The following is a 14,541-nucleotide window of genomic DNA, read 5'->3' on the forward strand; positions in this document are numbered from 1 at the left end:
CGGTGAGGCGGCGGCGAGGCGATCATTGGGGCGTGCAGACAGCATCCGGGTCGCCGGCATCGCAGGCCGGCTGCTGGTCGTCGGGCAGGCGCAGCCCCGGGCGAACCAGGCCGAACGCGCGGTACGGCGTGCCCGACGCGGACAGATCGACAAAGGCGATGGTGCGGCTGGCCGAACTCTGCGCGCGGCCGGCGAACGCGGAGGCCGGCACGTTGAAGCTGGAGCCACCGCCCAGGTCCAGCAGGCCGCCGTCGGCGGTGGTGGCATTGAAATAGGCCGGCGGCGCGCCAACCAACCCGATCGTCTGGGTGCCGGTGCCGATCACGTACAGCGGATTGTCTTGCGTGCCGATGCGGCCGGTGGCCGAGAAGCTGCCGATGCCATCGCGCAGCGTGGCGCGGCCGTCCTGCACCAGGTCACCGCGCACCGACAGGAACAGCGCGCTGTCGCCGGCATCCACGCTGTAGCTGCTGCCGTCGGACAGCACCAGGGTGAGGTCGCCGGCATTGGTCAGGCTGAAGCCGTTGCTGGCGGTGAAATTGCCCAGGCGCACCACGCGGTTGTCGATGAAGCTGCCGGCATCGCCCAGCACCACTGGCCCGGCGGCGTTGCCGCTGAGCAGGTTGGCGGTAAGCGTGCTGCCGGCGCGCTGGCCGATACCGGCCACTGCCTGCAACCAGGTGCTGGCGCCGTTGAGCTGGCCGTCCAGCAACAGGGCGCCACCGCTGCCCAACCGCAGCAGGCTGCCGCCATCCACGCGCCCGCTGACCTGCAGCGTGGTGGCGCTGAACACGTCCAGGCCCTGCGCACTGAAATCGCCCAGCGTGCCGATGGCATTGCCGGCCCCTGTCAGCGTGGCCACACCGGCGGCACTGCCGCTGAGTTGCGCAGCGCGCAGGCTGCCGGCGCGCTGGGTGATCGCACCGCCGCTGCGCAGGTTGAGCGTGCCGGCACTGGTGATGTCGTGTGCGAGCTGCATGGCGCCACCGCTGCCCAGCGTCACGCTGCTGCCGCTGATCGCGCCACTGCTGGACAGCTGTCCGCCGGCCTGCAGGTCCACCGCACCACCGGATTGCGCGGCGGCAGCCAGGTCGTTGCGATCGGCCAGGGCAATGCTGCCGCCGCTGGCCTGCACGCTGCCCTGGAAATCGTTGCCGGCATCGGTGAGCACGATGGCACCGGTGCCGGCGTCGAGCACGCTATTGACGACGATGGTCAACGCGCCCTGCTGGGTGATGTCTACGCCGGTTGCGGCCGGGCGCACCACCGCCTGCGCGGTCAGCCTGCCGGTGCTGCCGATCCCGTTACTGCCACTACGCGCCACCAGCGTGCCGCCGATGCGGCCCTGGCCCAGGTTCAGGCCGGCGCCGCTGGCAACGTCCAGCGCGCCCACGTCCAGCGTGCCCAGCGTCAGCCCGTTGCGATCACGCACACGGGTATCGCCACCACTCAGGCTGAGGGCCGACTGGAAATCGTTGCCGGCATCGGCCAGCGCGATGGTCGCGCCGGCGCTGTTGATGCGGGTGGCGCCGGTCACGGTCAGCGCAGCGGTCTGTGTCACCGCACCGCCGTTGCTGGCGGCATCCAGATCGCCATCGACCAGGCCAAAACCCAGATTCAATGCACCGTTGCTGGCGACATTCAGTGCGCCGGTGTCGAGCGCGTCCAGGGTGAGCGCATTGGCATCGCGCACCCGCATGGCGCCGCCGGTCAGCGCCAGCAGCCCCTGGAAATCGTTGCCCGCCGCGTCCAGCGTGATCGCGCCGCTGCCGGCATCCACCACGCTGTTGCCAGCCACCTGCAACGTGCCTGCATTCTGGGTGATGGCTGCGTTGGTACTGCGCAGGCGCAGCGTGCCGCTGGCGCTGATGCCCTCGCCCAGCGTAATCCCGTTGGCACCGCTGAGCTGCACATCGCCGCCGCGCAAGGCGTGCGTGGTGGTCAGCGTACCGCCGCGTGCAATGAGGCTCAGCGCACCGGTCCCGACATCGATCGCACTGGCTGGCAGCTGCAGGGCGCCGCCGGCATCCAGCGACACCGAGGCGTTGCCGCCGCTCTGCACGGATGCAACCTGCAGGTCGTTGCGGTCCACCAGCACGATGCCGGAACCTGCCGCGGTCACGGCACCGGAGAAATCGTTGTCGGCGTCATTCAGCGTGATTGCGCTGCTGCCGGCGGTGAGCGTGCTGGTGCCACTGACGTTGAGTGCGCCGGCCTGAGTGATGGCGCCACTGGCGCTGTTGGCGATCAGCGCGCCGTCCACCGTGCCCTGACCAAGATTCAATGCGCCGTTGCTGGTGACAGTGAGTGCGCCGGTGTTGACCGCGCCCACGGTGAGCGCGGAGCCTGCATTGAGCTGGGTTGCGCCGCCGGTGAGGCTTACCGCGCCTGCGAATGCATTGTTGCCGGTCAGGGTGATGCTGCCCGCAGTGGCAACGAAGCTGTTGGTGCTGGCAGCATCGAGGGTAGTGACGCCGCCCACGCTGAGCGCACCGCGTTGCACGATGGCGCCGCCGCTGCTGATGGCCGTCAATGCACCATCGACACGACCACTTCCGAAGGTGAGTGTCTCCCTGGTAGCCCAATCCAGGGGCGTTGCATTGCTGGTTGCGCTCAAGCTGGTTACCGCGAAGGTATCCAGCGTCAGCGCGTTGTTGTCAGCGATCCGGCTTGCGCCACCGAAAAGACTGACTCCGCCTATGAAGTCGTTGAACCGATCTGCGAGCGTAATTGTTCCGGTACCTGCATCGATCACACTGGCGCCACCCACCCCGATGGCGACGATTTGATCGATTGCGCCGCCATTACTGGTTGCACGCAAGGCGCCGCTCACCCAGCCCCATCCAAGGTTGAGTGGACCTGTGCTGGTCACAGTGAGCTGCTGCGCGTCCACTTGACCCAGCATTAGCGCATTGCGGTCGATCAACGTCACGTCTTTTCCGAAAACCGAAAGCGCGCCAACGAAATCGTTGTTGACATTATCTAGACGAACGTCATTGGCACTGGACGCGATGCGGCTACTGCCGGACACCTCAAGTGGACCCGTTTGCGAAATGGCGCCGAGAGCGCTGCGAGCCGTCAGTGTGCCGATACGGCCTTGTCCAAGATTGAGTGCATCCAGGCTCCAGACGTTGAGCTCTCCGACGTCGAGCACTCCCAGGGTCAGGGACGCGGCGCTATCAATCTGCGCCACTGCCGCGCTGAGATCAACCTTACCCGCCAGCTCGATGGATGGAGCACCCAATGTGATGGTACCCGAGCCCGCATTGAGCGCGGCGTCACCAAGGACACGGAGCGAGCCGCCCTGTCTTATCGCACCGCCGTCGCTGCTCGCCGACAACGTGCCAGCGATGACGCCAAAGCCCAGATTCAGGTCACCATGACTGGTCGCATCCAGCGTGGTGACATCCAGTCGTCCCAGCGTCAATGCATTGGTGTCGGCAATCCCCACCGCGCCGCCACGCAGCGAAACGGGTCCACCGAAGTCGTTGCCCGGTGCCACCAATGCGATGGCGCCCACACCGGCATCGAAAGAGGCGTTGCCGGATGCCGACAACACGCCCGTCTGGGTGATGTCGCCACCAGCAACCGCCGCGATGGCATCCACGCGCGAGGTTGCCAGCGACAGTGCGTTGACATCGCGCAGCTGCACCGTACCCGCGGTCACTGCAAGCCCACCGCCAAAATCGTTGCCGCTCTCGTTCAACGTGACCGCGCCAGCGCCGGCGTCGATCACGCTGTCGCCGGCGATGACGAGTGCGCCAGCCTGCCCGATGGCACCACCGTTGCTGGCGGCCGACAGGCTCCCTGCATTGCCCGCGCCCAGATTCAACAGGCCACTGCTTCTGACGTCGAGTGCGCCGACGGCAACCTGATCCAGGGTGAGCGCGTTGGCATCCACGATCCGGGCCGTTCCGGCAGTCAGGGTGAGCGCACCGGCAAAATCGTTGTTCGTACTGTCCAGCGTGATGGCACCACTGCCGGCGTTGAGCGTGCTGGTGCCGGTGATGTTGAGTGCGCCGGTCTGGACGATGCCGTCGCTGGTGCTGTTGGCGTTGAGCGCACCATCGACCGTGCCCTGGCCCAGGTTCAATGCGCCATTGCTGGTGACAGTGAGTGCGCCGGTGTTGAGCGTGCCCAGTGTCAGCGCGTTGGGGTCATTGAGTTGTATAGCGCCGCCTGTCAGCGTCACCGCGTTCTGGAAGTCGTTGTTGCCGGTCAGTGCAATGTTGGCGGTGCCGGCGTTTGCGTCAGTGAGACCACCAACCGTGAGTTGGCCGGCGGTCTGGTTGATCGCGGTATTGGTAGTGCGCAGGGTCAAGTTGCCGGTGGTGATGTCGTGTGCCAGCGTCAGCCCGTCGCGTGCATCCAAGACGACGTTGCTGCCGCTGAGGTTGCCGCCCGTGCTGAGGGCGCTGCCGGTGGCGGTCAGGCTGAGCGTGCCGGTGCCGGCGGAGATCGCCGATGCCGGGAGATCGAGCGCCTGCGCGGTCAACGCGATATCGCCATTGCTGTTGCCGGTGATCGATGACACCGACAAGGTGTTGCGGTCGGTCACGGTGATGCCGTTGCCGGTCACGCCGACGGCGCCCTGAAAATCGTTGTTGGCGTCATTCAGCGTGATTGCACTACTGCCGGCATCCATGGTGGATGCGCCGCCGGCTGTGACTGCACCGGTCTGGGTGATGCCGCCACTGCCGCTGCGGGCGATCAGCGTGCCGGTGGTGCTGCCCTGCCCCAGGTTCAGTGCGCCGCCGCTGCGCGCGGCCAGCGTAGTGGTGGCGAAGCTGCCGAAACGCAACGCGCCGAGCGCATCGATCTGCACCTGGTCGCCGCTCACCGATACCGTGTCGCTGAACACATTGGACGGGCTGGTCAGCGATACATCGCCGCTGCCGGCGATGATCTCGGTGGTGCCGTCGACATCGGCCCTGCCGCTCTGCTGGGCAATCGATGCATCGTCGGTGGTCAGCCGCAGGTTGCCGCTGGCGTTGACGTCGTGCCGCAGCACCATGCCGGCGCCTGCATCGAGGCTGACATTGCGCCCGCTCAGCACGCCGTTGGTCAGCAGGGTGCCGCTCTCCGAGCTCAGGCGAAGGTCCGCACTGCCGGTATCGATCGCCTGCATCGGCAGGCTGAGCGCGCGGCCTGCGGTCAGCGTGACCGGGCTGTTGCTGCCGCTGCTCAGCGAGGCGATGGACAGGTCGTTGCTGTCGTAGACGGCGATGCCGCTGCCGGTCAATGCCAGCTGCGCCACGAAGTCGTTGCCGCTGCCGGCCAGCGCAATGGCGCCGGTGCCGGCATCGACCGTGGCAAGCGCGCCGGCGGTGACCGCACCGGCGGTCTGGGTAATGGCCGTGTTGTTGGTGGTCAGGGTCAGGCTGTCGGCGGCAGTGACGTCATGCGCCAGGGTCAACCCGCTGCCACCGCGCAGACGGATCTGGTTGGCGCTCAGCCCGCCGCTGGTGCCGAGCAGCCCGCCCTCGGCGGTCAGGCTCAGATTGCCGCTGCCGATGTCGATCGCCTGCGCGGGCAGCGACAGTCCGCCACCGGCAGTGAGGGCGACATCGCCGCCGGCTGCGGCGCTCAGTGCACCGATGCGCAGCGCGTTGCGGTCGTGGACCGAGATACCGGTGCCGGTCAATGCCAGCGCATCCTGGAAATCGTTGTCGCTGTTGCTCAGCGCAATGGCGCCGCTGCCCGCGTCCAGCGTGGCCGCACCGGTCAGGGTCAGTGCGCCGCTCTGCCCGATCGTGCCGCCGTTGCTGGAAGCGGTCAGGCGGCCACCGATCGTTCCCTGCCCCAGGTCCAGGTTGCCGTGGCTGGCGACGGTGAGGGTGCTGGTGTCGAGACTGCCGAGGTCGAGCGCGTTGCGGTCGTTGATCAGCACGGTGCCGCCGGTGAGCGACAGCGCACCCTGGAAGTCGTTGTTGGTGCCGTTCAAGGTGATTGCGCCGACGCCTGCCGCCGCCGAGGCGGTCGTGGCCCCGGTCACATCGAGCAGACCGGCGGTCTGGGTGATCGCTGCCGTGTCGCTGGTCAGCCCGAGCGTGCCGCGTGCCTGGATCGCGTGCGCCAGGTTCAGGGCGCCGCTGGCGCGCAGCGCCACGTTGTTGCCCGCCAGCGTGCCCGCGGTGGTCAGCGCACCGCCAAGCGAGATCAGGCTGAGATCCCCGGTGCCGGTGTCGATCGCCTGCGCGGGCAGCGTGAGCGCACCGCCCGCCAGCACCTGGACGGCAGCGGTCCCGGTGGTGGTCAGCGCGCCCACGGTCAGGGCGTTGGCGTCGCGCAGGGTGATGCCGTTGCCGGTGAGGCCGACAGCCGCCTGGAAATCGTTGCCGGCGTTGTCCAGGGTGATGGTGCCGCTGCCGGCATTCAGCGTGCTGGCGCCGGTCACGGTCAGTGGATTGGTCTGGGTGATCGCCCCACCGCCGCTGTTGGCGGTCAATGCGCCGTTGATGGTGCCTCTGCCCAGGTTCAAGGCACCGTTGCTGTTGACGGTCAGCGCACCGGTGTTCAACGTCCCCAGGGAAATCCCGTCGACATCGTTGAGTTGCACGTTGCCGGCGGAGAGATTCAGCACGCCGGAAAAATTATTGCCCGCCCCGGTCAGGGCGAGCGCGCCGCCATCGGTGTTGGCGGTGGTGGTGGTGGCCACCACCACGCTGCCCGCGCTCTGGTTCACCGCGGCATTGCCGGTGGTCAGGTTCAGCGACGTGGCATCGATGTCGTGACCGATGGCGACGCCGTCACGCGCGCGCAAGCTCACGGTGCCGCCACGGAGGTTGCCGGCCGTACTCAGCGCACCGCCGTTGGAAGCCAGATACAGCAAGGCGGTGCCGGTGTCGATCGCGAAAGGGGACAGGCTGAGGGTGGCATTGGAGAACAGCTCCACCGCGCCGTTGGGGCCGTTGGTCAACGCAGTGATGCTGAGATCGTTGCGGTCGTGCAGGTTGATGCTGCCGCCGGTGAGGCTGAGGGCGCCGGTGAAGTCGTTGCCGTTGTTGCCTAATGCAATGGCGCCGCCGACGGCATTGATGGTGCCGGTACCGGTGACGTTCAACACGTCGGCCTGGGTGATGGTCCCGCCGTTGCTGATGGCAGTCAGGACACCGCCCACCGTGCCGGTCCCGAGGTTCAAGTCGCCCGTGCTGGTGGCAGTGAGGTTGCCGGTGGACAGCGTCCCCAGCGTCAGCGCGTTGCTGTCGGTGATGCTGGTGGTGCCGCCGGTCAGCGTGACTGCCTGCTGGAAATCATTGCTGCCGGTAGCCAGCGTGATGCCGCCGGTGCCGGCCTGCAGGTTGCTGGTGCCGGTCACAGTCAGACCGCTCACCGTGGACTGGCTGATCGCCCCGTTGTTGCTGGTGGCAGCCAGCGTGCCGGTCACACTACCGCTGCCCAGATTGAGCGCGCCATTGCTCGTGGCGGTGAGGTTGCCGGTGGACAGCGTCCCCAGCATCAGCGCATTGCCATCGTTGATGCTGGTGGCGCCAGCGGTGATGGTGACCGCGCCGGTGAAGTCATTGCCCGCGTTGTCCAGGGTGAGCGTATTGGCGGCCAGCGCGAAGGTGCTGGTTCCGTCCACATCGAGTGCGTTGGTCTGAGCGAGGTCGCGCGCGTTGGTCACGCTCAAGTTGCGGCCGACCGTTGCGCCGATGGTGTCCATCTGGTTGCTGCCGGTGAGCAGGAGATCATTGCCGGTCGTGGCATCCAGTCTGGCGGCGGTCAGCACGCCGGTTTGTTGCACGCTGCCCTCGGTGGAGTAGCTGATCGAGCCGGTATCGACATCGATGCTGCCGCTGCCACCGATGGAGGTGCCGGTGGCGCCATTGGCGATCAACGAGACATTGCCGTCGCTTCCGGCATCGGACAGCGAGGCGGCACTGATGATGCCGCTGTTGTTGATCAGCTCACTGAACACCCCGCTGGCGGCACGGGCCTGCAAGCTGATGGTGCCGCCGGGCGCGATCAGGCTGCCGGTGTTCTGCACGGCCAGCGTGGCGAGCTGCGATTGCAATGCGCGGGTGATGATGACGCCGAAACCGCCGGATTCAAACGTGAGCGTGGCACGGTCGGCGCCTGCCAGGGTGATGTTGCCCGCGGTGGCGGTGATGGTGCCATTGTTGACCACCTGACCACCGATCAGGTTGACCGAGCCGGCCGCGGCGGTGATGGTGCCGCTGTTGATGACCGGAGCGGTGGAACCGCCGGCATCGAGCGCGTCGGTACTATTCATGAAGTTGGCCGCGCTGGTGCCCAGGCTGCTGGCCACCAGCCCGCCGACATTGACCTGCGCGGTGTCGCCGAACAGCACGCCGCGGCTGTTGATCAGGAACACCTGCCCGTTGGAACTGAGGTTGCCGAAGATCTGGCTGGGCGCGCTGCCGCCGATCAGGTTGAGCACCGCCGCGCTCGTGGAAGGCTGATCGAAGCGCACCGTCGCCGCCGAGCCGACGTCGAAGGACGACCAGGTCAGCGCCATCCGGTTCGAGGTCTGGGTGATCACCTGGGTGGCGCCGCTGGGCGCCTGGATGGTGCCGGTGCCACCGGCGATGCTGCCCCCGGTCGGCAGCTGGGTGCTGGCGACCTGCGCGGCGGCCGGTGCGCTGAGCGTGAGCGCGGCGGCCAGCGCAAGCGCCAGCGGCGCACGCGGCGGCAACGCACGGGGGCAACGGCCTGCTGCGGTGACGGCGGTGTGGGTGGCGTGCATGCGCAGATTCCTCAGAAAGTGAAGCCGAAACGCGTGTAGATGCGGGCGTCGTCGCGTCCGTCGGAGGCGTTGCGGCTCCCGGTCGGCAGGGCGGCGGTGAGGCGCCATTCGAAATTGGCGTACTGCGGCAGGCGGAAGGTGATGCCCACACCGGCGGCGTCGAAGGTCGCTGGCGCGGCCACGCCATTGGCCGCATACACGCGGGCGTGGTCGGCGAACACGTCCAGCTCCAGCAGCTCGCGCCACGGGCGGCCGTTGAACGGCGAGGCGACATCGGCAAAGCCCGGCGCATCGACGTGGTACTCCAGCGCGGTGTAGTACCCGCGGTCGCCCAGTGCGTCGGACACCGGATAGGCGCGCACGCTGTCCGGCCCGCCGACGGCGAACTGCTCCAGCGGCGCCAGCGTGTCGTCGCTGTATTGGCCGCTGAACTTGAAATACAGCCGCTGGGTGCGGCTGAGATATTGCAGGCGGGTATAGGACAGCCGCGTCAGGGTGAAATGGCTGTCGCGGTCGGGGGTGACCAGATCCGGCTCGGCCGAGCCATCGCGCAGGGCCTGGCGCACGCTGAGCTGCAACAGGTCCACTCCGCGCCAGCGCAGGTCGGTGCGGCGCAGCGAGGCGCCGAGTTCGGCCACGTCGAAGGATTGGTCGGACAAGTTCAGGCCGGCCGCTTCCAGCCGCGATGTTTCCCGCAGATACCGCGCCGAACCCTGCAGCTGCAGCAGATCCTGGTTGATGAATTTCCAGTCGGCACCGGCATACACCACCGAGGTCGGGCCGCGGAGCCCAAGCCGGGCGAACACGCCGTTGCGGACTTCCAGCTCGCTGCGGCTGGCGCCGACCACCGCGCTCAGGCCCGACACCTGCCCCACCGGCACCGCATACGACAACGCGCCGATCTGGCTCTGCCGCGGCGACAGCGAATAGGCGTAGTTGGCGGCGAACACATCGCCCAGCCCGAGCGGGCTGTTCCAGGTGATGCCGGCCTGGGCGCGATAGCGGCCGGTGAGTTCGGTGCCGTAGTTGTTGCCGCCCAGGCTGATCACGTACGGGCGGGCGGCTTCGCTGGCGACCAGCACCACATCGGTCTCGCCGGCGTTCTGGCCAGGTTGCAGCACCGAGGACAACGACACCCCGGGCAGATCGCGCGCATACAGCAGCGCGGTGTCCACGTCCTGCTTGCGCAGCGGGCGGCCCTGCAACTGGCGCAGCGGCGCAGACAGCGCGTTGCCGCGGTAGCGCGCCGCGCCCTGCACGGTGATCTGGCCGATGCGCCCCTCGAGCATGCGGATCTCGATGATGCGGTCGGCGCCCGGGGTCTGCGCCGGCAGGTAGGCGGTGCTGACGATGAAGCCGGCGGTGCGATAGGCCTGGGTGATGGTGTCGGCCACCGCCTGCAGCTGGTCGAAGCGCAACGCCACTTCCGGCTGGCCCTGCGCCAGCGTGGCAAAGGCGGCATCGGCCACGGCCTGGATGCGTGCCGGGTCGATGCCGGCGTCGGGATAGTTGCCGACATCGCGCACGCGAAAGCCGCGCACCGGCAAGGTGGCTGCGGCATCGCCACGGTCCTTCATGGCCGGCAGGGCGGCACCGTCGGTGGTAGCGGAGGCAGTCGCGCCATCCTGGGCTTGCGCCCACGCGGGAACGGCCAGCAGCAGGCACGCCGACACCGCCGCGGCCAGACACGTCATACGCATACGTCACTTACCCCTAAAAACATCCGTTGTCGCGCATGCCCGACGGGCCCGGCAGCGCATGCGGCCTGATGCAGACCCGCATGACGTTCGGTGTGGTTGCGCTCGCCCCTGACTGAACGTCGGTCGAACCCCGACGTACATTTATGGAATGTTAGCAACATTAGTGCGACGAGAGTCACTGTTACGACAATTGCCCGGGCGCGCCCGCGTGGTTGACTGAACCGATTAGGCTGCGGCGGCGAGCTGGAGCGCTGTCCCGGCGGCGACTGGGTGTTGCGCAAGGTGGCGCCCTGCGCCTGGCGCGCGGCCTCCAGCACGCTGCGGCGGCGCGCGCGGTATTGCGCGCGGTCGAGCTGGCCGTGCTGGTGCGCCTGGGCCAGGGCCTGGAGTTGCGCGTTGGCCGGATGGGCCGGGGTGCCGTGGCTCATGGCAGTTCCCGCAGCACGCGAAAACCCACGTCCGGCTGCGCCGAGCCGTTGTCGCCACGGCTGGCCTGCACGGTGCAATCGGACCAGTAGCTGGCGAAACTGCCGCCGCGCGCCTGGACGCCGGCGCCGCTGGAGACCCATTCCCAGACATTGCCGGTGAGGTTGATCAGGCCCCAGGGATTGGCATCGCGCCCGCGTGCGGACACCGGTGCGCGTACGGCGTCGGCGGCATTGGCATTGGGCGGCACGCAGTTGCTGTCTTCGGCCTGACGCCAGTTGGCCCCGGCCTGCGCGGCATGCAGCCATTCGGCATCGCTGGGCAGACGGTAGCGCCAGCCGCCGCTGCCGATGGTCAGCCAGCGCAGGTAGGCGCGGGCCTGGCTCAGGCTGATGTTGCGCACCGGCGCGCGCGCCAGCTCGGGGGTGCTGGCGGCCTGCGCGGTGCAGCGGCCGGTGGCCTGGCAGAACAGATTGAAATCGGCCACCGCCACCTCGCCGCGCGACAAGGCATAGGGCTGGCCGCCATCGAGCCCGGGCACCACCACCAGCATCGGCCCACGGGTGTCGCCCAGGGTGTCGAAACAGGCCGCGCCTCGGCCCGGCAGGCCGGCGCCGCCGCAGGGGTCGGGCCCGTTGGGCACCGGCGGCAGGCTGTCCTCCTCGTCCAGGCCGGCCGGCGCGTTGGCCGTGGGCGTGGTACCGCGCGCTGCGCCGGTAGGCGTATTGACGGGCATGGCAGTGGCTTTACCGCGCGCCGGCTTCGTTGTTGAGGTGGATGTGCTTGCATCGGTGGCGCTGCCGGCCGGCACGCTGTCCGATGCTGGCGCATCGCCCACCGGTGCACGTTGCAGGCGCGCCGAGAGCGAGCCTTCGGGCAATTGCCCGGCGGCCTTCATCTGCGCTTCCAGCTGCGCCATGGCCGTGGCATCGCTGCGATACAGCGCCTGCAGGCGCTGGCCCAGTTGCTGACGTTCGCTGGCCGGCAGCGTGGCGGCGGTCATCACTGCGGCCACCACCGCATAGCGGGTTTGCGCGCTGCGCAGTTCGGCGCGCTGGCCCAGCGTCTGCACGCCTTGCGCCAGCAGATCGGCGGCCTGTGCGTAGCGCGCCTGTGCGAACGCATCGTCGGCGGTGTTGCGATACACCTGCGAGAGCAGCTGCGGGCCTTCGCTGCGCAGCAGCGGATGGTCCGGCTGCAGCGTGCGGATACGCGCCAACGCATCGCGGGTCTTGCCCAGGTCGTTGGCGGCGGCGGCGCGGCGCAGCGATTCGACCCGCGCCTCCAGTTCGGCCTCGGCACTCTCGCGTGCCAGCGCTTGTTCGAGCTGTTGTTCGAGGGTCTGCAGGCGCGTGCGCTGGGCCAGCAGGCTGGCCGATTGCGGGGCCAGGCCCAGGCCGAACGCCACCAGCGCCTGTGCGCCGGCCAGCTGTGCGGGGTCGCTTTGTGCGGCGACCGCCGCGCTGATGGCCTCGGCCAGCGCGGTGCCCTGGCTGCTGCGCTCGGCGGCCGGCAGTGCCGCCAGCTCGGCGTCGACGCGCGCGCGCCAGGCCGGGTCGGGACTGGGGTTGGCCAGGTCGGCCGCCAGCGCCTTGCGTGCGCTGTCCGCATCGCGCGGCGCGGCGGCCACTGGCGTGCGTTTGGCTTGCTGCTCGGCGACGCCGACCTCGGCGCTGCGCAACTGCAGCCGCAACGACTCCGGAAACGCTGCACGCGCCTGCTCTACCTCTGTCCGCGCGGTGGCCAGTTGCCCGGCAGCCACCGCCTGCGCGATGGCCTCGTCCAGCCGCACCTCCAGCGCCGAATGGCGCAGCAGGCTGCTCTGCGGATCGATGCGGCGCACCTGGTCCAGCGTGGCCAGTGCGTTGTCGGGTTGGTTGCGGAACAGCAGCCCGGCGTCGAGCTGGCGATTGAGCGCGGTGTCGAGCGCGTTGAGGCGTTCGTTCTTCTCGCGTTCCATGGTCTGGCGGCGCGCATCCAGCGACGGCGAGTACAGCCGCAGCCGGTCGCGCAACGCGAACACCTGCAATGCGCCGCGATAGTCGTCGCGGCCGTTGCCCGGATTCCACAATGCATCCAGGCGACGCAGCAGGAAATCCTCGATCAAGTCGCTGCGGTCGGTGAGCAGGCGGCGGCGGTCGTCCGGCTCCAGGCTGGACAGCGCCTGCATGGCCTGGGTTTCGTCGCGATAACGCTGCCGGTCCTGCGCGCCGAAGCGGGCGATCACCTCGGCCAGGTGCTGCTGATGCAGATAGCGGTGGATGCCCCAGCCGCCCGTGCCCACTACCGCCAGTGCGGCGGCGCCGTAGCCGAGCAACGGCAGCGCGCGTTCGCGCAGTGGGACCTGGCGCAGGCCATCGAGCAACTGCTCCACCCGCTTCAGGCGATGGCTGGCCGGGAACGCCACCGCCGCGCACAGCGTGGCGTACTGGCGCCGGGTCAGGCCGGGCACCGGCGGTGGGCGGCGGCCTTCGCGCAGGGCCACCTCGGCACTGAGCTTGTCGAACGGATGCTTGCCGGTGAGCAGCTCGAAACAGACGCAGCCCAGCGCGTACAGATCGTCGGCCGGTGTGGGCGCCTGGCCGCGGATCATTTCCAGGCTGGCATAGGCCGGGGTCAGCGCGCCGAGCGTGGCGGCGTCGAACACGGTCTGCTCGCCGGCGACGTCGGCGGCATGTTTGCCGGCGCGTGCGATGCCGAAGTCGAACACCTTGGCCACGTTCTCGCGGGTGACCATGACATTGCCGGGCTTGAAGTCCGAATGCACCACGCCGGCCGCATGCGCGCGGATCAGCGCGCGGCCCATGCCGTCGATCAGCGGCCAGGCCTGCCTGAGCGGCATGCCGTTGTAGGCCTGCTCGCGGATCAGGGTCTTCAGGTCGCAGCCGTCGATGTACTCCATGGTCATGAAGACCAGGGTGCGGTCCTTGTCGAAGTCGTACACGCGCACGATGTTGTCGTGCGCCAGCTTCTGCGAGCGGCGCGCTTCGCGTTGCAGCGCCACCAGCGCATCGGGATGGCGGCGGAATTCGTCGCTGAGCACCTTCACCGCCAGCCACGGGTCGCGGTCGCGCGCTTCCACCTTGCGTTCGTCGCGGGCCAGATACACCACGCCCATGCCACCGCGCCCGAGTTCGCGTTCCAGCAGGAAGCGGCCCTTGAGCAGGCTGCCGACGCTGGCGTGATCGCCGCCGGCCGCATCGGCCAGTTGCTGCCAGCTGGACAGGCTGGCGGTGCCGGCCGTGCCGGTGCCAGTTCCGGTACCAGTGCCGGTCCGGGTGCCCAGGCCGGTCTGCGTGCCCAGCCCCAGGCTGGTGAGGCTGGGCGCATCGCCGGGCAGCGGCTGCGCCGGTTGCACGCGGGTGATGTCGTCGTCGAGCACGCGCACGGCATCGCGGCGCGGCATCACCACGGTGGCGTCGTCGTCGATCGGCGTGGCTGGGAGCGGGGTCGATTGCGGCGCTGCGGCGGTGAGAGCGGCGGCGGTGCGCAAGGCATCCAGCCGGCTCACCAGGGTGGTGACGGTGGCATCGTCCAGCAGCTGCTGGCGCTGCAGCTGCCACAGCGTTTCCACGCCATCGCGGTATTCGGCGTCCGGCACCGCCGCGCGCCTGCCCAGCGCGGCCAGCACGGCCTCCAGGTCCAGCGCGCCGCGGCGCATGGCGGTGACCAGTTCGGTCACGGTGGCGGTGTCTTGGTGCATGC

At 68.9% G+C, this 14,541-nt stretch carries 4 protein-coding genes; all 4 read right to left on the bottom strand.

Translation table 11 applies throughout. The features are described from left to right. Positions 1 to 22: 22 nt before the first annotated feature. From HG421_RS17650 to HG421_RS17660, 4 genes are read right to left on the bottom strand one after another with little or no spacing between them, the layout of a single operon-like run. A complete protein-coding gene (locus HG421_RS17650; protein WP_169707493.1) occupies positions 23 to 8,710 on the bottom strand; it encodes a beta strand repeat-containing protein in 8,688 nt (2,895 codons plus the stop codon). Positions 8,711 to 8,721: 11 nt separating this feature from the next. Further along, on the bottom strand, positions 8,722 to 10,404 hold the full coding sequence (locus HG421_RS17655; protein WP_169707494.1) for a ShlB/FhaC/HecB family hemolysin secretion/activation protein: 1,683 nt from the start codon (positions 10,402 to 10,404) through the stop codon (positions 8,722 to 8,724). Further along, a complete protein-coding gene (locus HG421_RS21550) occupies positions 10,401 to 10,838 on the bottom strand; it encodes a hypothetical protein (protein ID WP_323134500.1) in 438 nt (145 codons plus the stop codon). The genes HG421_RS17655 and HG421_RS21550 overlap by 4 nt, the downstream gene beginning before the upstream one ends. After that, a complete protein-coding gene (locus HG421_RS17660; protein ID WP_169707495.1) occupies positions 10,835 to 14,539 on the bottom strand; it encodes a bifunctional serine/threonine-protein kinase/formylglycine-generating enzyme family protein in 3,705 nt (1,234 codons plus the stop codon). The genes HG421_RS21550 and HG421_RS17660 overlap by 4 nt, the downstream gene beginning before the upstream one ends. Positions 14,540 to 14,541 lie beyond the last annotated feature (2 nt).

It is taken from the genome of Xanthomonas campestris pv. badrii (assembly GCF_012848175.1).
Classification (GTDB): Bacteria; Pseudomonadota; Gammaproteobacteria; order Xanthomonadales; family Xanthomonadaceae; genus Xanthomonas; species Xanthomonas campestris_C.